This window comes from Sphaerotilus sp. (genome assembly GCF_013299175.1).
GTDB lineage: Bacteria > Pseudomonadota > Gammaproteobacteria > Burkholderiales > Burkholderiaceae_C > Sphaerotilus.
This window is the reverse complement of record NZ_JAAFKF010000016.1, coordinates 1-19,320: the sequence shown is the minus strand read 5'-3', so window position 1 is coordinate 19,320 and position 19,320 is coordinate 1. Positions and strand designations below refer to the sequence as shown.

Annotated in this window: 14 protein-coding genes and 3 pseudogenes; 6 read left to right on the top strand and 11 right to left on the bottom strand. The window is 70.1% G+C overall.

What is annotated here, in order from left to right:
* Positions 1 to 106: 106 nt before the first annotated feature.
* From glgC to QZW52_RS04675, 7 genes and pseudogenes are all read right to left on the bottom strand, one after another.
* Complete coding sequence (gene glgC, locus QZW52_RS04695; protein WP_293995834.1) at positions 107 to 1,378, bottom strand: glucose-1-phosphate adenylyltransferase; 1,272 nt, start codon at positions 1,376 to 1,378, stop codon at positions 107 to 109.
* A gap of 57 nt (positions 1,379 to 1,435) precedes the next feature.
* On the bottom strand, positions 1,436 to 3,256 hold the full coding sequence (locus tag QZW52_RS04690) for a glycoside hydrolase family 9 protein (RefSeq protein ID WP_293995832.1): 1,821 nt from the start codon (positions 3,254 to 3,256) through the stop codon (positions 1,436 to 1,438).
* Positions 3,246 to 4,472 (bottom strand): annotated as a pseudogene (locus tag QZW52_RS19275) (glycoside hydrolase family 2 TIM barrel-domain containing protein); the annotation flags it as partial. The pseudogene QZW52_RS19275 and the gene QZW52_RS04690, both read right to left, overlap by 11 nt.
* 45 nt (positions 4,473 to 4,517) lie before the next feature.
* Positions 4,518 to 5,018: pseudogene (locus tag QZW52_RS19270) on the bottom strand (hypothetical protein); the annotation flags it as partial.
* Positions 5,004 to 5,516 (bottom strand): annotated as a pseudogene (locus tag QZW52_RS19265) (glycosyl hydrolase 2 galactose-binding domain-containing protein); the annotation flags it as partial. The pseudogenes QZW52_RS19265 and QZW52_RS19270, both read right to left, overlap by 15 nt.
* Before the next feature lie 107 nt (positions 5,517 to 5,623).
* Complete coding sequence (locus QZW52_RS04680) at positions 5,624 to 5,869, bottom strand: DUF1653 domain-containing protein (protein WP_293995828.1); 246 nt, start codon at positions 5,867 to 5,869, stop codon at positions 5,624 to 5,626.
* Between the two features lie 29 nt (positions 5,870 to 5,898).
* Positions 5,899 to 6,858: a DUF72 domain-containing protein gene (locus tag QZW52_RS04675; protein WP_293995826.1), complete on the bottom strand. Its 960-nt coding sequence runs from the start codon at positions 6,856 to 6,858 to the stop codon at positions 5,899 to 5,901.
* A 22-nt stretch (positions 6,859 to 6,880) separates the two neighbouring features.
* Here QZW52_RS04675 and tadA point away from each other — a divergent pair, with 22 nt between their 5' ends.
* Genes tadA through QZW52_RS04645 form a run of 6 tightly spaced genes read left to right on the top strand, consistent with a single transcriptional unit; the run spans position 6,881 to position 14,525 of the window.
* Positions 6,881 to 7,552 (top strand): tRNA adenosine(34) deaminase TadA, encoded by a 672-nt coding sequence (gene tadA / locus QZW52_RS04670; RefSeq protein WP_434738273.1) that lies wholly within the window; start codon positions 6,881 to 6,883, stop codon positions 7,550 to 7,552.
* Entirely contained in the window at positions 7,545 to 8,498 is a 954-nt protein-coding gene (locus QZW52_RS04665) for an LD-carboxypeptidase (RefSeq protein WP_293995824.1), read from the top strand. The genes tadA and QZW52_RS04665 overlap by 8 nt, the downstream gene beginning before the upstream one ends.
* Positions 8,499 to 8,500: 2 nt before the next feature.
* Positions 8,501 to 10,705 (top strand): ABC transporter substrate-binding protein, encoded by a 2,205-nt coding sequence (locus QZW52_RS04660; RefSeq protein ID WP_293995822.1) that lies wholly within the window; start codon positions 8,501 to 8,503, stop codon positions 10,703 to 10,705.
* Between the two features lies 1 nt (position 10,706).
* Entirely contained in the window at positions 10,707 to 11,693 is a 987-nt protein-coding gene (locus QZW52_RS04655) for an ABC transporter permease (protein ID WP_293995820.1), read from the top strand.
* Positions 11,690 to 13,039 (top strand): ABC transporter permease, encoded by a 1,350-nt coding sequence (locus QZW52_RS04650; protein ID WP_293995818.1) that lies wholly within the window; start codon positions 11,690 to 11,692, stop codon positions 13,037 to 13,039. Before QZW52_RS04655 ends, QZW52_RS04650 begins: the two co-directional genes overlap by 4 nt.
* Entirely contained in the window at positions 13,026 to 14,525 is a 1,500-nt protein-coding gene (locus QZW52_RS04645) for an ATP-binding cassette domain-containing protein (RefSeq protein WP_293995816.1), read from the top strand. Before QZW52_RS04650 ends, QZW52_RS04645 begins: the two co-directional genes overlap by 14 nt.
* On the opposite strand, the gene QZW52_RS04640 is transcribed toward QZW52_RS04645, so the two are convergent.
* The 4 genes from QZW52_RS04640 to QZW52_RS04625 form a co-directional block, all read right to left on the bottom strand.
* The gene (locus QZW52_RS04640; RefSeq protein WP_293995814.1) at positions 14,503 to 16,143 is read right to left on the bottom strand and encodes a GGDEF domain-containing protein; all 1,641 of its coding nucleotides are present in this window, start codon (positions 16,141 to 16,143) and stop codon (positions 14,503 to 14,505) included. The genes QZW52_RS04645 and QZW52_RS04640 overlap by 23 nt on opposite strands.
* A 229-nt stretch (positions 16,144 to 16,372) precedes the next feature.
* Positions 16,373 to 18,055, bottom strand: a complete 1,683-nt coding sequence (locus QZW52_RS04635) for a PhoH family protein (protein WP_293995812.1) — start codon at positions 18,053 to 18,055, stop codon at positions 16,373 to 16,375.
* A gap of 132 nt (positions 18,056 to 18,187) precedes the next feature.
* Positions 18,188 to 18,664: a peroxiredoxin gene (locus tag QZW52_RS04630; protein ID WP_293995810.1), complete on the bottom strand. Its 477-nt coding sequence runs from the start codon at positions 18,662 to 18,664 to the stop codon at positions 18,188 to 18,190.
* 103 nt (positions 18,665 to 18,767) lie between these two features.
* Entirely contained in the window at positions 18,768 to 19,151 is a 384-nt protein-coding gene (locus tag QZW52_RS04625; protein WP_293995808.1) for an Mth938-like domain-containing protein, read from the bottom strand.
* Between the last annotated feature and the right edge of the window lie 169 nt (positions 19,152 to 19,320).

The window sequence follows — 19,320 nt, the reverse complement described above, 5'->3', positions numbered from 1 at the left end:
GGGGGTGTCTCCTGTCCGAATGGGTGTCCCATTCTTGGAGCGATGGCCCTGGTGGAATGGCAGGAGTCGCGCGGCAATCCCAGGGCATCTGCGGCGTCCCAGCCGCTCAAGTTCTGGCCACAGGTGTCTCCAGCATCGAGCGGGTGACGAGCGTGACGCCTTGCTCCGTGCGCTCGAAGCGCAGGCGGTCGTGGACCGGGTCTTCGCCGATGACCGTGCCGGGTGGCAACTGGCTGCCGCAGTCGATGATCACGTTGTGCAGGCGGCAGCCCTCGCCGATGACCGCGCCGGGCATGATCACGGCGCCGTCGATGTGGCTGTCGGTCTCGATGCGCACGTTCGAGAACAGCACGCTGTGCGACAGGTGCGAGCCGGCCACGATGCAGCCGCTGGAGACCATGGTGTTGTAGTTGACGCCGAGTCGGCCATCCCGCCCGCGCACGAACTTGGCTGGCGGGGTCTGGAACTGGTGGGTCCAGATCGGCCACTCGGTGTCGTAGAGGTCGAGCTGTGGCAATACCTCGGCCAGATCCAGGTTGGCGGCCCAGTAGGCGTCGAGCGTGCCCACGTCGCGCCAGTAGTCCACCGCCTCGCTGTTGGTGGTGACACAGGACAGCGAGAACGGGTGCGCGTGCGCCTGCCCGTCGGCGACGGCGCGGGGGATGATGTCGGCGCCGAAGTCGTGCTGGCTGGCCGGGTTGTCCAGGTCGGACTCCAGCAGGTGGAACAGGTAGTCCGCGTTGAAGATGTAGATGCCCATGCTGGCCAGCGAGCGGCCGGGCTTGCCGGGCATGGGGGCAGGGTCGGCGGGCTTCTCGTCGAAGCGGGTGATGCGGCGCTCGGCATCGACCGACATCACGCCGAAGGCCGACGCTTCCTGCCGGTCCACCTCGATGCAGCCCACGGTGCAGGCCCGGCCGCTGGCGGCGTGGTCCTCCAGCATGATCGAGTAGTCCATCTTGTAGACGTGGTCGCCCGCCAGGATCAGCACATAGGCCGGCCGCTTGCTGCGCAGGATGTCCAGGTTCTGGTAGACGGCGTCGGCGGTGCCGCGGTACCAGTGGTCCTCGTGGATGCGTTGCTGGGCGGGCAGCAGCTCCATCATCTCGTTGAGTTCACCGCGCAGGAAACTCCAGCCGCGTTGCAGGTGCCGCAGCAGCGAATGCGACTTGTACTGCGTGATCACGCTGATGCGGCGCAGGCCCGAGTTCACGCAGTTCGACAGCGCGAAATCGACGATGCGGAACTTGCCGCCGAAGAACACCGCCGGCTTGGCGCGGTGGTCGGTGAGCTGCTTCAGGCGCGAGCCGCGGCCTCCGGCGAGGACCAGGGCGACGGTGCGGCGGCCGAGTTGGTGGGCGTGGTGCGGACGGGTCATCGAGGTTCCAGCGGTTGTTGTTGTGGAGAGATGCGATTGGCGCGGTCGGCGCAAGGGTCAGCGGGCAGGGCGGCGTGTGTGGCAGTCCGTTTCCAGCTCGCCCAGCAAGCCGATGAGGCTGGCGTTGTAGTCAAGCGCGAACTCGTTGGTGGCGTAGGAGCGGGTGTCGTCGATCCAGCTCAGCGGGCCGCGGCCCTTGGGGCCGATGTTCGACTGCTCCAGCGTGTTCGGCCCGCCGACGAACAGCCCCGGGATGGGCTGGTGGCTGACCTGGTACCAGAGGTGGCTGACCTCGCGCACCGCGTCGCTGCCGACACCGCTGACGAAAGACTTGCCGAAGTGGTTGCGCCCGAGCAGGTAGTGGAGCTGGTCACGGGCGGCGGCCAGGTACTGCGGATTGCCGCCGATCTGGTAGGCCATGCACAGGGTGATGCCTTCCTCGGCCGTCATCTTGTTGGAGCCCCAGACGAAGCGGTTGTTGGCGATGCCCCAGCCGCTCTTGCGGTGCTGCTCCGAAAGACCGCGGGCGCGCTGCAGGATGCGCTGGCGCACCGGAGCGGCCAGATCCTCGCGCCCCTGCAGCGCCGGGTGCCACAGCAGGTAGGACATGGCCAGCGCCGACGGGTCTTTCCACTCGAACAGGTTCAGCGGGGCTTGCGGCAGCCACTGCTCCATGCGCTTCAGGTACGGCGCTTCCCGCGTGGTGAGGTACAGCTCGGTGGCGGCCCAGAGCCGGTCGTCCCAGTCGTAGGTCAGCGAGGCTTCGGTGTCGGTCGCGTTGGCGCGGTAGGGGCCGGAGCCGTTGTCGTCGCCCTCGGTGTAGTCGAACCGCTGGGCCGGGCCGGATTGCGCCTCCAGCCAGGCCCAGCTTCGCCGCGCCGCGTCGAGGTAGCGGGCGGCAGTTTTTGCGTCGTGCGTGGCGAACAACCGGGCGGCCTGCGCCCAGGTGGCTGCCGCCTTGGCCGTTTCCGGTGAGCTGACGCCGTAGACCAGCCGCGGCACGACATCTTCGTGCGGCGCTTTCTTGTGCGGCCAGTTCGGACCACCGAGCTTGCGGTAGACGGCGCCGTCCTGCCGCTGCATTGCCAGCATCCAGTCCAGGCCGATGCGCATCTCGTCGAGCAGGTCGGGTGTGCGGTTGCCGCTTTCCGGGATGCCGGTGGCGTCGTCGGCGTAGCGGGCCGGGTCGCGTTCGTAGACGGCCAGCATCCGGGCGATGGCGACGGCGGTGGTGGAGACGTACTTGCCGTAGTCGCCCGCGTCGTGCCAGCCACCGGCCGCGCCCAGGGGGTGGCCTTTCGGGTTGACCTCGTCGGCGTGGGCGAGCGTGGCGTCCTCGGCGTGGCAGACGGGGTGGTCGAGACCGCTTTCCGCATCGTGCAGCGCCGCGCCGCAGCGTTGCAGGTAGAACGCCCGCAGCAGCGCCCGGTGCAGCGGCTGGTAGACCGCGTTCCCGACCTCGAAGCGCACCGGCTCCAGCCCGGCGATCTGCAGCGCGTAACGGCCCGCGGGCAGCGGCGCGCCGAGATCGAGGTTGCGGATCCAGTCGCCGCTGTCGGCGTCCAGCGCACCGGGTCCGGCGACGAGGTTGCGCACCGCTGCGCCGTTCGCGAGGTCGATCACCGATGCCTTGACCGGACGGTTGTCGCGCTCGGTCTGCACGAGCCGGGCGTGCAGGGGCCATCCGGGCTTGCTGCCTAGCTGGTTGAGCACAGGCTGCGCAGGCGCAGGCGCCACGCCAGCGAGGCTGCCGGCGGTGGTCTGCGCCAGCGCGCCCGCCGCCACCAGTCCAGCGCACAGGCCGAGTCCGAGGCGCAGGACGTTCACGCTGGCGTGGCGCGGGTGGCGTCCGTGGCGGGTGGAGCGGTCAGAGAACATTGAAGTCATGCTGGTTGTCGGCGAGAGGGGTGCCCTGTGCGCTGGTCACGGTGGCGCGCAGGGTGCAACTGCCTGGCGGCAGGGCGGGGGATTCGATGCGGCGCAGCCGGGTGGCGGCGTCGGCTTCGACGGCGGCGGTGAACTGGTCCTCGGCCAGCGTCTTGCCGTTGCAGGCCAGGCGCCAGGCGTAGGCCAGTGCGGTGTGGGACTGCAGCGTGTCGTTCACCAGCCACAGCGTGAACGTGGCCACGCTGCCGGCGGCGGGTTGTTCCTGGTCCCACTCGATGCTGGGCAGCAGCGGCTGGTAGGCGCGGGCGAGGGCGTCGTAGCCGGCCTTGGGCACGCGCCAGTAATCGACCACGCCCCAGTTCATCGAGGGCCAGTCCTCGACGAACATGAACTGGAAGATGGCACCGACCGGGTGGTACTTCTGCCGGCGCAGCGACTCCGCGGCGAGCTGGATCAGCCGGGCCTGGTAGGTCTGGCTGTTGGCGATGAACGCGTGGATGTTCTTGCCCTTGCTGATCTTGGCGTTCTTGAAGGTCTCGTCGGGCTGGAAGTTGTGGTACTGCCAGGCTTCAAGCTTCTTGTCGGTGTCCGGGAAGAGGTTGTCCTCGTTGAACAGGCGCCGCAGCGAGGCGATGCCGGGCAGTGCCTGCGCGCCGAACTCCGTCACCAGCGCGTGCGTGGTGGGCTTGTTGAAGTCGGTCCAGTGGCCCGAGTACCAGCCCTGCCACTGGTGCTCGCCGGACGTGGACGCCTTGTGGACGTAGCGGCTGCTGTCGAGATGCCGCACGGTGCGTTCCAGATCGTCGTCGAGCACGCGGTTCTGGTGCGGGTCGTAGTCCGGATACTTGTACTTCATCCACCAGGCGTCCCAGGGTGGCTCGTTGTGCAGGCTCCAGGCGATGATCGACGGGTGGCTGTCGAGCGTGCGCACCATGGCGGCGACCTGGCGCTGGGCTTCGGTCTGGAACTCGGGGCTGTCTGTGTAGCCCCACTGCAGCGGGAAGTCCTGCCAGACCAGCAGCCCCGCCTCGTCGCAGGCGCGGTACCAGCGGCGGTCGCCGACGTGGGCATGGACACGCACGGCGTTGACGTGGGCGGCGCGCATCAGGGCGATGTCCCGGCGGTAGGCGCCGCTGTCCATCTCGGCCAGCCACTGGGTGGGGATGTAGTTGGTGCCGCGCAGGAACAGCCGCTGGCCGTTGACGTGCCACTGCTGGGTGCGGGGATCGACCCGCACCTCGCGCAGCCCGGTCACGGTCTCGCGCTGGTCGAGCACGCGGCCACCGCTGCGCAGCGTGGCCTGCACGCGGTAGAGGTGCGGCTGTCCCAGCTCCGCCGGCCACCACAGCTCGGCCGCGGGCAGCGCGATGTCGATCGACTGGTGCGTGTGCCCGGCCGCGACCGGCCAGGCGCGCCGCTCCCGGTAGCTGCGGCCCGTGAAGTTGTGGGGCGTGAAGGTCAGCTCCAGCTCGGCGGGCGGCGTCGGACGGCGGGTGTCGCTCCAGGTGCCCAGCGTCACGGTGGCCGCGACAGTGCCGGCCGCCGTGTCCACGCGGCTGCGCACCTGCGGCTCGTCGAGCACCAGTGGCTGCCCGAAGCGCAGGGTGACCTCGCTCCAGATGCCGCCGGTGTTCTGCTCCTGTCCGCGCGTGGACCAGGCGCCACCGGGGCGGGTGTCGTGGTGCGAGAAGATGCCCTTGATCAGGCGCTTGCGCAGCGACCAGGCGCTGGGGTGCTCGACCGGGCTGTCCACACGCACCACGAGTTCATTGCGCTGGCCGGGGCGCAGCGCGTGCGTCACGTCGAAGGCGAACGCCTCGAAATAACCTTCGTGCGCGCCGAGGTAGCGTCCGTTCAGCCAGACATCGGCGAAGTAGTCGATGCCGCCGAACTGGAGCAGGGCCCGGGTGGCGGGCGCGGCGGCGGGGGCCTCGAATTCCTTGCGGTACCAGGCCACGCCACTGTGGTCGATGCCCTCCAGGTGCCAGTTCGCCGGGACGCGGATGTCACGCCACTGGGCATCGGGTCTGCGCTGGGCGGGGTCGAACTGCGGAGCGCCGACCAGGTTGCCGGGCAGGAAGCGCCAGGTGCCGGCGAGGTCGGTCTGGCAGGGGGCTTGGCACGGCGGGGTGGTGCCAGCCTGTGCGAAGGGCGCCGCGACCCACAGGCATCCGCACAGGGTCAGCCACAGCACCCGCGACAGGTGCAGCAGCAGGCGGTTTGCCGGGTGGTCGTGCAGGGGTGCAGTCATGTGGGCGAGGGCGGGCAGCGTCGCTCATGACTGTAGGCAGCACCCGGAGGTGCAAAAGCCGCAACAGCCGGCGCTTTGCCGTGCTGTTGCCCCTGGCGTTCAAGGGATCAGGGTGGCAGGGGCTGGAACCGCGCCACGGTCTGTCCATCGAGGCACACGGTCCCCATGAACATGGCATGGGGCCGCACCCACAGGCCGGTCGCGTTGTAGAGCGGCCGGTAGACCACCATGGGCGCCAGCGTCTCGCTGTCGCGGGCGACGCCGATGACCTCGTATTCGCCGCCCTTGTAGTGGCGGTAGCGGCCGAGCGGGGTGTCGGGCAGGGGGGCGAGGTCGGATTGGGCGTCGAGCATGGCGTCCATCTTGCCCGAGCCAAGCCGAGTCAGGTCTCGGCGATCACGGCCTGCGCCAGCGCCACCACCGACAGCGGCGCGCAGCCTTCCGCCTTGTTGTTGACGCTGACGTAGACCGGAAACCCCGCCGCTGCCGTGCCGCGCACGATGCGGGCCAGCGCGGTGCGGGTCTCGGGATCGGGATCGACCAGCCGGTCGAACGGCGCATAGCCCGACTTGGCCGCCTCGTAGCCCTGGGCGCCGTGCAGCCGGTTCAGGCTCCAGCGGCACACGAACGGCCCCGGCCACATGGCACGCAGCAACGGAAGCTGTTCCGCGATCGGCGGCAGGCGGGGGTGCAGGCCGAGGCAGTAGCGTGCGCCGTGTTCCCGCAGCACATCCCGGAACGCCGGCACCAGCCAGTCCGCATCGCGCACCTCGACGGCGATCACCCCCTCCGGCGCGGTGGGCGCCAGTGCGGGCAGGGCGGCCAACATGCGCGCCAACCGCCCGAACAGCGCCGGCATGTCGCGCCGCAGCACGGACGGCAGCGGCGGGATCTCGACCACCAGCGCGCCGATCTTGTGGCCCAGCCCGTCGAGCGCCGGTTGCACGAAGGCGTCGATGGCGGTGCGCGGGTCGAGGAACGCCGGGTTCGGCTGCACCCCCCGGCCATCCGCAGCGCGCAGCACGGCGTCCGCGACCAGGGCCGGCGCCTTGACGATGAAGCGGAAATCGTCCGGCACCTGCGCCGCGTACTCGGCGAACTGCGCGGTGGTCATCGGGCGGTAGAAGCTGCGGTCGATGCTGACCGTGCGCAGCAGCGGATGCCGGGCGTAGGCGTGCAGGCCATCGCGGGCGAGTTCGGCATCGCGGTGCATGCCGGCCCAGACCAGTCCCGCCCAGCCGGGGAAGCTCCACGAGGAGGTGCCGAGGTGGATGCGCGGCGACAGTGCCCGGGCCAGTGCGGGCAGCGCGTCGTCGGGCGGTTGGGCGAGGACATTGGACATCGCGCCAGCATAATCTCCGACCATGCCTGAAGCTCCCGTGACCCCCGAAATACCCGCCATGGCCTGCTCGCCCGCCGACGAACACGCCATGCGCCTCGCGCTCGACCAGGCGCTCAACGCCGCACTGGTCGGCGAAGTGCCGGTCGGCGCCGTGATCCTGCGCGACGGGCAGGTCATCGCCACCGGCTACAACCGCCCGATCACCACGCACGACCCCACCGCCCACGCCGAACTCGTCGCTCTGCGCCACGCGGCGACGCTGCTGGAGAACTACCGCCTGCCCGAGTGCGAGCTGTTCGTGACGCTGGAGCCGTGCGCGATGTGCGCGATGGCCTTGCTCCATGCGCGCTTCAAGCGGGTGGTGTTCGGCGCCTACGACCCGAAAACCGGTGCCGCTGGCTCGGTGGTGGACCTGTTCGCCCAGCCGCAGTTGAACCACCACACGGCGTTGCAAGGGGGCGTGCTGGCCGACCAGTGCGGCGACCTGCTGCGTGCGTTCTTCGCCCGGCGCCGCGCCGAACAGAAGGCGCAGCGGCTGCAGGAGCGTGCCGAGGAACGCGGCGACGCCGCGCTACCATCGCCGCCCGCTGCGCCGATCCCCGCCGGGGAGGCGTGCGAGCTGGCCGCCGACGATGCGGACGCGCTGACCGAAGAATCCTCCCCGACCCTGCACCCGGACTGCTCCCATGACTGACCTTGCGCGCGCACCCACCGCTCTCGACGCCCCCGCCGAGCGCCCGACGCTGACGATCTACAGCCCGTCCGGCGTCCTCGCCAAGGTGGCGCCGATCCGGCTGGCCGCCAAGCGCCTCGGCACGCTGGGCTTCGACGTGCAGATCGACGAAAGCGCCACCGCCAAGTTCCAGCGTTTTGCCGGCGACGACGACCTGCGGCTGGCCGCGCTGCACCGCGTCGCCCGTGCCGCGCCGTCCGTCGCGATGGCCTCCCGTGGCGGCTACGGCCTGACCCGGCTGCTGGACCGCATCGACTGGCCCTTGCTCGCCGACGCCGCCGCCCGCGGCACGCGCTGGGTGGGCTACAGCGACCAGACCGCTCTGCAGCTCGGCCTGCTCGCCCACACGAACACCCCGAGCTGGGCCGGCCCGCTCGCCTGCGACGACTTCGGCCGGGCGGACGCGGACGGCGGACTCGACGAGATCACGCCGGACTGTTTCTGCGAGGCCATGTCCGGCGAGCTGGAGGCGGTGGGCTTCCGCACCGAAGCGGGCTTCGACGGGCTGGAGGTGACGGGCACGCTCTGGGGCGGCAACCTCACGGTGCTGTGCTCGCTGCTGGGCACGCCGCACTGGCCCACGGTGACGGGCGGCGTGCTCTTCGTCGAGGACGTGAACGAACACCCGTACCGCGTCGAGCGCCAGTTGCTGCAGCTCCACCAGGCGGGTGTGCTCGGTGCGCAGAAGGCCATCGTGCTGGGCGACTTCGGCAACTGGCGGAAGTCGCCGCTGGACCGCGGCTACAACCTCAAGGCGATGGTGCAGCACCTGCGCTCGGTCTGCGACACGCCCATCCTGACCGGGCTGCCGTTCGGGCATGTGCCGACCAAGGTGACGTTGCCGGTGGGCGTGGAAATCGAGCTGGTGGTGCAGGGGCGCGATGTCCTGATGCTCTGGGGCGACTGACGGTGTGGCGGCTGGCGTGGGTGGGCGTGCTGCTGCTGGCCGGCTGCAGCAACAGCCCGTACCCGCCCGCCGCCGCCGCGTCGAACACCCTCTACACCGCCTTCACCGAACACTCGCCCCACCACCTGGATCCGACCGCCTCCTACTGGAGCAACGAGAGTCCCTTCACCTACCAGGTCTACGAGCCGCTCTATGGCGTGCATTACCTGCACCGCCCCTACCGGCTGGTCCCGAAGACTGCCGCGGCACTGGTGAAACCGACCTTGCTCGACCGCGCCGGCCACGTCCTGCCCGATGACGCACCCGCCGTGCAGGTGGCCGAAAGCGTCTACGACATCCCGCTCCAGCCTGGCATCCGCTACCAGCCGCACCCCGCCTTCGCCACCGACGCACAAGGCCGTCTGCGCTACCACCAGCTCACCCGCGCCGAGATCGCCACACGGCGCAGTCCGCTCGATTTTCCGCATCAGGGCACCCGCGAGCTGGTCGCCGAGGACTACGTCTACGCCCTGAAGCGCCATGCGACGACGCGGGTGCCGGCGCCGTTCCTGGCGGTGCTGACCGAACACGTCGTGGGGATGCAGGACTACGCCGAGCAGGTGCGCCGCGAAGATGCGCGGCTGTTGCAGGGCCATCCGCCGGGCGCGGCGGACCGGCCCTTCCTCGATTTCCGCCGCTGGCCGCTGGCGGGCGTGTCCGCCCCGGGCCGCCACCGGCTGCGCATCCGCCTGAAGGGCCGCCTGCCGCAGTGGGACCACTGGATGGCGACCACCTTCCTCGCCCCCGTGCCGTGGGAAGCCGACGCCTTCTACGCCCAGCCCGGCATGGCGCGGCAAGGCTTGTCGCTGGACCGCTGGCCCGTCGGCACCGGGCCGTACTACCTCGTCGTGTCCGAGCAGGACCGCCGCCATGTGCTGGCCCGCAATCCGCACTACCGCGGCGTGCCCTATCCCTGCGACGGCACGGACGAGGACCGCACCACCGGCCGCCTCGCCGACTGTGGCCGGCCGACGCCGTTCATCGACCGTGTCGAGTTCCGCATCGAGCCGGAGCGGCTGGCGGTGCGCGGCAAGTTCCTGCAGGGCTACCTCGACGTGCCGCTGCTGGACCGCGACGAGTGGGGCGCGGCGCTGCAGTCCGACATGGCCGACGACCCCGACACGCGCCGCGACTTCACCGCCCGCGGGCTGCAACTGCCGCGCTACGCCGACCTGAGCGTCTACTACCTCGGCTTCAACCTCGACGATCCCGTTGTCGGCTGGGGCCAGTCGGACGCCGAGCGCGCCCGCCACCGCGCCTTGCGGCAAGCCATCTCCATCGCCATCGACTGGGAGGAGCGCAGCCGCATTTTCCCGACCGATGCCGGCGAGACCGCGATGTCGCCGATTCCGCCGGGGCTGTTCGGCTCGCCGCAAGGCCAGCCCGGCCGCCACAACCCCATCACCCACCGCGCCACGCCCCAAGGCCCGCAGCGCCGCCCGATCGCCGACGCGCAGGCGCTGATGGTGGCGGCCGGTCATCCCGGCGGCCGCGATTCCCGCACCGGCCACCCGCTGGTGCTGCACTACGACTACTTCGGCGCTCCGACCCCCGAGCGCAAGGCCGATCTGGACTGGATGGTCCGCCAGTTCGCCAAGCTAGGCATTCGCTTGGACGTGCGCGCCACCGACCACAACCAGTTCCAGGAAAAGGTGCGCCGCGGGCAGCACCAGATCTACTGGTCCGGCTGGCTGGCCGACTACCCCGACGCCGAAAACTTCCTCGCCCTGCTGCACGGCCCGAACGGCAAGGCGGTGTCCGGTGGCGAGAACCTGAGCAACTACGCCAGCCCCGCCTTCGACCGCGACTACGTGGCGCTGCGCGAGGTGCCGGACGGGCCACCGCGGCAGGCACGCCTCGACGCCATGGTGCGCACCGTGCAGGAGGACGCGCCGTGGAGCTTCGGCTACTTTCCCTCTGCGGGCGGGGCCTACCAGCGGTGGGTGCGCAACGCCAAGCCGTCGAGCGTGGTGCGCGACGGGGTGCGCTACCTGCGGCTGGACGTGGCGGATCGGGTGGCGCAGCAGCGGGACTGGAATGCGCCGCAGTGGGCCGTGCCGGTGGGGCTGGTGGTGTTCGGGGCGGGTGGGCTGGCGTGGGCGGGCTGGCGCTGGCAGCGGCGTCGGCAGCGCCAGACCTTGCGCGCGCTGCACCGGGCGGGACGCTGAGATGCTCGGGTTCGTGCTGCGGCGGCTGGGCCATGCGGGGGCAGTGCTGGCGGGGGTTCACCTGCTGACCTTCGCGCTGTTCTTCACCCTCCACACGCCGGACGACATGGCGCGCCAGAACCTGGGCAGCAAGCGCCTGACCGAGGTGCAGGTCGTGCAATGGAAGGCCGCCCGCGGCTACGACCGCCCGCTCTGGCACAACGACCAGCGCACCGGCGCGGCACAGCTCACCGACACCGTGTTCTGGCTGCGCACGGCCTCGCTGCTGCAAGGCGATTTCGGCCCGCCGGATGCGCAGGGCGCGGGCGACATCGGCGACGAACTCCGCCAGCGCATGGCGGTGAGTCTGGCGCTGGCGGGGCCGGTGGTCGTGGGGCTGCTGGGGATGAGCACGCTGCTGGCAGCGGGGCTGGCGTGGGCGCGGCACACGCGGGCCGAGGCGTGGGGACTGGCGCTGTGCGGCGTGCTGCTGGCGGTTTCGACGCTGTTCGTGCTGGTGTTCGGGCAGGCGGTGGTGGCGGGGGTGTGGCGGCTGGCACCTGCGTCGGGGTTCGTGCCGGGCGGGGAGGGGGTGCGGTTCCTGGTGCTGCCGGTGGTGCTGGCGGTGCTCGCGCGGCTCGGGGGTGAAGTGCGGTTTCAGCGGGCAGCATTGCTGGAGGCGCTCGACTCGGCGCCGGTGCGGGCGGCGCAGGCGCGGGGGCTGTCGGCGGCGCGGGTGATGGGGCAGTGCGTGCTGCGGCAGGCGCTGGTGCCGATCCTCACCAGCGTGGGCAACAGCGTGCCGACGGTGGTGCTGGGCAGCGTGGTGGTGGAGCAGTTCTTCGGGCTGCCGGGGTTGGGTGCCTACGTGGTGGACGCGATCGCGGCGCAGGATTTCGCCGTGGTGCGCAGTCTGGTGTGGGTGGGCGCGGTGCTGGTGGTGGGAACGAACGCGCTGGTGGACCTGGCCTGCGCGTGGGCCGATCCGCGGGTGGGGCGCTCGCCATGAGTGGCGTGCAGCTCGTCTGGCTGTGGACGGACGCGGCGATGCAGGGGCTGGCGCTCGGGTTGACCGTGTGGGTCTGGCACCTGTGGCGGCATCCCGCGGCACGGGCGGCGTGTCGGCGGGCGCTGGTGCCCCGGTCGGCGATGGCGGCGGCGGTGGTGCTGGGGGGGCTGGCGGGCATCGCGCTGCTGGACAGCGTGCATCTGCGGGGCAGGACAGACGCGCTGACCGAGTCGCTGCTGGAGGTGGCATTGTCCCGACCGCGGGCGATGCGAGAGACGAGCTACTCCCGGCCGCTGGCGTGGCAGGGTTTCGGCCGCGAAGCGGTGTCCGTCGCCGCCGATGGCACGCCCGTGCGCGACTTTCCGCGGCTGCTCCATGGCGGCGCGCATCTGGTCGATCCACCGCGTCAGTGGTCGGGCGATGTGCTGCGGCGGGGCGCGGCGGGTGCGGGTGCGGCGCTGCTGGCCATGCTGGCGCTGGCGGCGGTGGTGCGGTGGTGGTGCCGTGGTCGGCCGCCGGGAGACGGGCCGCCGCTGCCACTGCGCACTGCATGGGCGACGGCGACGCTGCTCGCGGTGCTGGCCGGCGTGGCGGTCGCGCTGGGCGGGCATTACCACCTGCTCGGCACCGACCGCACTGGGCAGGACGTGGGCGTGCAGGCGCTGCGCAGCGTGCGGACGGCGTGGGTCATCGGCGTGCTCGCGTCGGTGGCGACGCTGCCGCTGGCGCTGGGACTCGGGCTGTGGGCGGGCTGGCGGCGGGGGTGGGTGGACGCGGCGGTGCAATACCTCTGCGCGGTGCTGCAGGCGGTGCCGAACGTGCTGCTGATCGCCGCGGGCGTGCTGCTGGCGCAGTTCCACATCGACCGCGACCCCGACCGCTACGCCAGCGCGCTGGAGCGGGCGGACGCCAAGGTGTTCCTGCTCTGCCTGCTGCTGGGCGCCACGGGTTGGACGGGGCTGTGCCGCCTCGTGCGGGCGCGGGTGCGGCAGGTGGCGGCGCTGGCGTTCGTGCAGGCCGCGACCGGGCTGGGGCTGGGGCCGTGGCGGCTGGTGTTCCGGCATGTGCTGCCGCAGCTCCTGCCGGTAGTGCTGGTGACGACGGTGCTCGACGTGTCGGCGCTGGTGCTGTACGAGGCGGTGCTGAGCTTCGTGGGGCTGGGGGTCGATCCGGCCTTCGACAGCTTCGGCGGCATGGTCCACGCCGCCCGCGCCGAGTGGACGCGCACGCCGCTGGTGTGGTGGCCGATGTCGGTGGCATTCGTCGGCATGGTGACGCTGGTGCTGGCGCTCAACCTGCTGGCCGACGGCGTGCGTGAAGCGGGAGACCCCCATGCTCCACGTTGAAGGCTTGTGTCTGGCGTGGCCGGGGCAGCCGCGGGTGGTGGACGGGCTGGACCTGCGGCTGGCACGCGGGCAGACGGTGGCGCTGGTCGGGCCGTCCGGCTGCGGCAAATCGCTGGTGGCGCGCACGCTCATCGGGCTGCCACCGCCCGCCTTGCGCATCGAGGCGGGGTCTGTGCGGCTGGACGGGGTGGACCTGCTGGACGAGCCGCTGGCGGCGCTGCAGCGGGTGCGGGGGCGGCGCATCGGGCTGGTGTTCCAGGACGCGGGCGGCAGCCTGAACCCCGTGCGCGCGATCGGCGCGCAACTGGTGGAGTCCATCGAGACCCACACCACCGCCCGTGGTGCCGTGGCACACCAGCAGGCGGCGCAGTGGCTGGCGCGGGTGGGGCTGGCCGATCTGCCGGGCGGGCTGCGGACCTACGCGCACCAGCTCTCCGGCGGGCAGCAGCAGCGGGTGGCGATCGCGCTGGCGCTGGCCTGTCAGCCGGATTTCCTGATCGCGGACGAGCCGACCTCGGCGCTCGACACCGCCACGCAGGGCCGGGTGCTCGACCTGCTGCGGGGGCTGCAGCGGGAGCGGGGGCTGGGCCTGCTGCTCATCAGCCACGACGCGGCGCTGGTGGCACGGTACGCCGATGCGGTGGTGCGGATGCCGGGCGTGGCCGTGTCGGCACCTGCCCGGTCGGCGGCTGTCCCGGTGTCCGCGGCGGCGGAGGCCGCGGACTCGGCACCGGTGCTGCAGGTCCGGGATCTGCGCGTGGCGTATCCCTTGTCCGTTGGCTGGCGTGGGGCGTGGCGGCCGGCGTACCGGGAGGTGCTCCACGGCGTGTCGTTCCGCCTCGCACCGGGGCGCACGCTGGCGCTGGTCGGCCCCTCCGGCAGCGGTAAGACGACGGCGGCCCAGGCGGTGGTGCAGTTGCTGGCGGGCCGGGCGCGGGTGGAGGGCGTGGTGGAGATCGCGGGCGTGGCCTTGCACGCGGTGCGGGGCGCGGCGCTGCGGCGGGCGCGGGCGTCGGTGCAGATGGTGTTCCAGGATGCGCTGGCGGCCTTCGATCCGCGCCTGACGCTGGCCGAGTCGCTGGCGGAGGGCTTGCAGGCGCTGCGGCCCGAGTGGTCGGCGGCCGAGCGGCTGGGACGCACGCGGGCGATGGTGGCGCGGGTCGGGCTGGACGAGGCACTGCTGGGGCGGCGGCCACACGCCTTGTCGGGCGGGCAGCTCCAGCGGTGCGCGCTGGCGCGGGCGCTGGTGATCGCGCCGCAGGTGCTGGTGTGCGACGAACCGACCGCGTCGCTGGACGGGCAGGCGCAGGCGCAGCTCCTGGCCCTGCTGCGCAGCTTGCAGCGTGAAACGGGGGTGGCCCTGCTGTGCATCACGCACGACCCCGCGGTGGTCGCGGCGCTGGCCGATGGCGTGGCGGTGCTGGAGGGCGGGCGGATCGTGGCCTGCCAGCCAGTCGCCGCGTTCAGTCGGGCGCGGGCGGGCTGAGCGGGGCGGTGCGGCTGAAGTGGCGAGCGAGCTTGTCGGCCTTGTCGGCGTACATCCGCATGTCGCTGCGCAGCAGCAGGCTGGTGCTGGTGTCACCGTCCAGCGCCTGCGCCAGCCCGATGCTCACGCGCACGGCGAGTCCGGGCTGCAGGGTGATCCAGGGGTGCTGGTCGATCGCTGTCGCCAGCCGGTCGATGACCTGTTGCCCCACCGCCTCGGTTGTGTCGCGCAGGATCAGCACGAACTCGTCGCCCGCCAGCCGCACGGCCAGATCCTGCGTCCGCACCACCTCGCGCAGCAGTTGCCCCATCTGGCGCAGGACGTGGTCGCCCAGGACGTGGGAGTAGCGGTCGTTGATCTGCTTGAAGCCGTCGATGTCGAGCATCACGAGGCACCATGGCACGGCCGGCTGGTTCGGGTGTTGCGAGAGCAGGTCGTCCAGGCACAGCTCCAGTGCGCGGCGGTTGGCCAGTCCGGTCAACGGGTCTTCGCGGGTCAACTGTTCGAGGGCGCGGGTGCTGCTGTGCAGGACTTCCATGGCGCGGGTCTGTTCGCGCCAGGCCAGCCGCAGCGCCGCCACGCGCTCGCGGCTGATGAGGGTTTCGGCCTGTTGCTGGAGCTGGTGGGCACGGAAGGCGCGGAATTCCCGCAGCATCTGGCCGGTGTCGCCCAGCGCCTCGAAGGCTTCCATGCGCTGGTAGTGCGACAGCAGGGTGAAGGGAATCTGGCCTTGCGCCGCCGCGATGGCGAGCGTGTGGTGGGTCGTGGCGAGTGCGGCTTGCCAGTGGCCGGCGGCGAGCTGGCAGCGTGCGCGCACGAAGTGTACGAAGCCCTGCATCCACAGGGGAATGGCGTCCAGATCGATCTGTTCGGCGGCGTCCAGGGCGGCGTCGAATGCACCGCTGTGGGCGAGCAGGCCGGCGCGGGCGGTGTGCAAGGTGGCGCGGAGCATCGCGGCGCCGAATGGGGTGGTGTCCGCGCGCAGGCCATGGCGCTCATCCAGCAGCGCCGTGTAGCGCGCCAGTTCCTCCTGGATCACGGGCCGCACCACCGTCGGCAGCGCCTGCTGTCGGCACAGCTCCAGCCGGTACAGCTCGTTGAACAGCCGGTTGCTCATCGGGCGCACGGCGGCCTGGGGAGCGAGCAGATCCTGCGCCAGTGCGACCGCCTTGCACAGCACCTTGTCCGCATGCGCCGCATCGACCGCGATGGACGCCACGCCGAGGTAGTTGTAGGCATCGACCGTGTGCATCCCCGGCGGCAGTGCATCGACCAGCCGCACGCTGAGCGTGGCGCTTTCGACCGCCTCTTCGGTCAGGCCCAGCAGCGTGGACAGGTGGGCGACGTGCGACAGGGCCGCCGATTCCTCCAGCGGGATGTTCAGGACGTGGAGCAGGTGGGCCGACTGCCGCGCCAGCGACAAGGCGGCGCTGAGGTCGGCGTGCTGGTGCTCGATGCGGGCGAGCAGGTGGAAGGCGCGCGCCTGGGTCAGCAGATCGCCGGCGGACTTGGCCTGCGACAAGAGGGCGGTGGCCAATGCCCTGGCCTGCGGTGCCTGACCGCCATGCAGGGCTTGCCTGGCGGCGTCGAACGCTGCTGAGTGGTCGCCTCCGTACATTCTCGACTGGTTCCTGCTGCGGGTAATGGTTGTGATTTTTGTTTGCGGGCGATCATAGTCAACACAGCGGGTCGGTCAATGCCAGAAACGGGCATAGTTCACGCATGAATAATGCGTGACTTCCCGACACGATTGGCACGTATTTGGTGCGACACCATGGATGAATGCACATGAAAAAAGCGCCGTGTGGCGCTTTCAAGGTGTTTTTCAATTCTTCAAGCGTATTGACTCAAAGAACTTCCGAGGCAAAGTCCGCCAGCCGCGACCGCTCGCCGCGCGCCAGCGTGATGTGCCCGGCGTGTGGCCAGCCCTTGAAACGGTCCACCGCAAACGTCAGACCCGAGCTGCCTTCGGTGAGGTAGGGCGTGTCGATCTGCGCCAGGTTGCCCAGGCAGATGATCTTGGTGCCCGGGCCGGCCCGCGTGATCAGCGTCTTCATCTGCTTGGGCGTGAGGTTCTGCGCCTCGTCGATGATGACGATCTTGTTCAGGAACGTGCGCCCGCGCATGAAGTTCAGGCTCTTGATCTTGATCTTGCTGCGCACGAGGTCGTTGGTCGCCGCACGGCCCCACTCGCCCGCGCCGGTTTCACCCCGCGCCAGCACTTCGAGGTTGTCGTCGAGCGCGCCCATCCACGGGCTCATCTTCTCCTCCTCGTTGCCGGGCAGGAAGCCGATGTCCTCGCCCACCGGCACCGTGACGCGGGTGACGATGATCTCGGTGTAGCGCCGCTCGTCGAGCACCTGGCTGAGCGCAGCGGCCAGCGTCATCAGCGTCTTGCCGGTGCCTGCCGTGCCGGTCAGCGTGATGAAGTCGCAGTCCGGGTCCATCAGCAGGTTGAGCGCGAAGTTCTGCTCGCGGTTGCGCGCCACGACACCCCAGACGGCCTGCTTGGCGTGGGTGTAGTCCTTGAGCGTCTTCAGCACCGCCGACTTGCCGGTGATTTCGGTGACGCGGGCGTACAGCGGCGCGTTGCCCGGACTCTCCAGGTAGACGAACTGGTTGATCATCAGCGACGGCACGAGCGGCCCGCTGATGCGGTAGAAGGTGACGCCGGCCTGCTGCCAGCTCTCCATCGTCTTGCCGTGGCGCTCCCAGAAGTCCGCCGGCAGCGCCATTACCCCGGTGTACAGCAGGTCACCGTCTTCGAGCGTCTTGTCGTTGGTGTAGTCCTCCGCGGGCAGGCCCAGCGCGCGCGCCTTGATCCGCATGTTGATGTCCTTGGACACCAGCACGATCTCGCGCTCGGGCTGCTGCGTGCGCAGGGCCTGCACGACGCCGAGGATCTGGTTGTCGGCCTTGCCCTGCGGCAGACCGTCGGGGAGCTTGAAATCGACGAAGGTGGTCTGGAAGAAGAGCTTGCCGCCCGCGTCCTTGTGGCCGGTGCGCGCCAGCGGGATGCCGATGGCGGGATCGAACTTCGCCGAATCGCCCTGGCTGGCGGCGAGCGCGTCAAGTTCGCGGCTGACCTGTCGGACATTGCGCGAGACCTCGCTCATGCCCTTCTTGTGGCCGTCGAGTTCTTCGAGCGTGATCATCGGCAGGTAGATGTCGTGTTCCTCGAAGCGGAACAGCGACATCGGATCGTGCATCAGCACGTTCGTGTCGAGCACGAACAGCTTGGCGGGGCCGGTGCGGGCGGAACGCGTGCGGGATGCCTTGGGCACCGGCTTGGCGACGGGGGCCGGACGGGCTGACGGTGCCACGGCAGCCTTGATGGGCAGACCCATCGGCACCGGCTTGGCAACTGGCGGTGCGGCAGCCGGCGGGGGGGGCGGCTGCAGCTCCAGGGTGACGGTCTCTTCGGCCGGGGCCTTCAGCGTTCGGCGCGCGGGTTTGGGCGCGGCCTGTGCATCGAAGGCAGAGGGGTCAAGGAGGGAGCCGCGCTTGGCGGGAGGTTTGGGCAGAGGCATGAGCTATGGCGTCACTGGAAAAAGAAAAAGCCGCACAGCAAGCTGTGCGGCTTCTCGTTGGTCGGCGGATGCGGTTCATGTCTTAAACGCATGAACCCATTATGCACAGGCAGCCCGTGCCGCCAAGCCTGCTCAAGCGGGGCTTTTCAGCTCCTTCACAGCCTTGAGCACCTCTTCGACATGGCCGGCCACCTTGATGCCACGCCATTCGGCACGCAGCACGCCGGCAGGATCGATCAGGAAGGTCGAGCGTTCGATGCCCTTGACCTTCTTGCCATACATGATCTTGTTCTTGACCACGCCGAACATGTGACAGAGCTTTTCTTCGGTGTCGGCGATCAGCTCGAAGGGGAGTTCGATGTTCTGCTTGAACTTGTCGTGCGAGGCCATGTTGTCACGCGACACACCGAACACCACGGCGCCTGCGCCCACGAAGTCCTTGTGGTGGTCACGAAACTGCATGGCTTCGGTGGTGCAGCCGGGCGTGTTGTCTTTCGGGTAGAAATACAGCACCACCGTTTTGCCGAGGAACGCCTGGGGGGTGAATTTCACGCCGCCGGTTGCATTCGCTTCAAGTTCCGGAAGAGGTTTGTTGAGAGCGGGCGTCATGCAATTTCTTTGAGTCTGAGGATCCCTGACGGGGATAAGCCATCTATTATAAGTCCATATGGGGAGCTTCTCCCATCCGGCGGGATGGGCCTGGATGCGGGCTTCACCCGATCAGCAGCGCCGCCACGACCCGCCGGTTTTCACTGGCCAGCACGTTGTAGGTGCGGCAGGCGGCCAGTGTGTCCATGCACTCCACGCCGATGCGGGCGTCGATCAGCGTGCGGATCAGCGATGGGTGGACAAAGCGGATCTTCGGGCCACTGCCAAAGATCACGAGTTCCGGCTTGTAAGCCATCAGTGCATCGAAATCCTCGCGGCGCAGATCCTCGTGGCGCGTGCAGGCCCAGGCCACGACCTCGCCCTTGAACGGCACGATCACGCTGCTGCGCCAGTGCTGCAGGCTGGTCTGGTTGTTCACCGAGACCATGTCGGCCGTGGTGGAGAAGATGGCGTTGACGCCATCGATGCGGTCGGGCTGGAGTTTCACGGCACGCGGCACGGATGCCGGGAGGGGTCGGGATGCGGTAAATTCTACCTTTTGTGCCCTTCTGCGCCTTCGCGGCCTGTTCCCCAACCCTTTTTGAATCGGACCTCTCCCGTGCTCAAGACCGTCGCCAAGTCCAGCAAGCTCGCCAACGTGTGCTACGACATCCGTG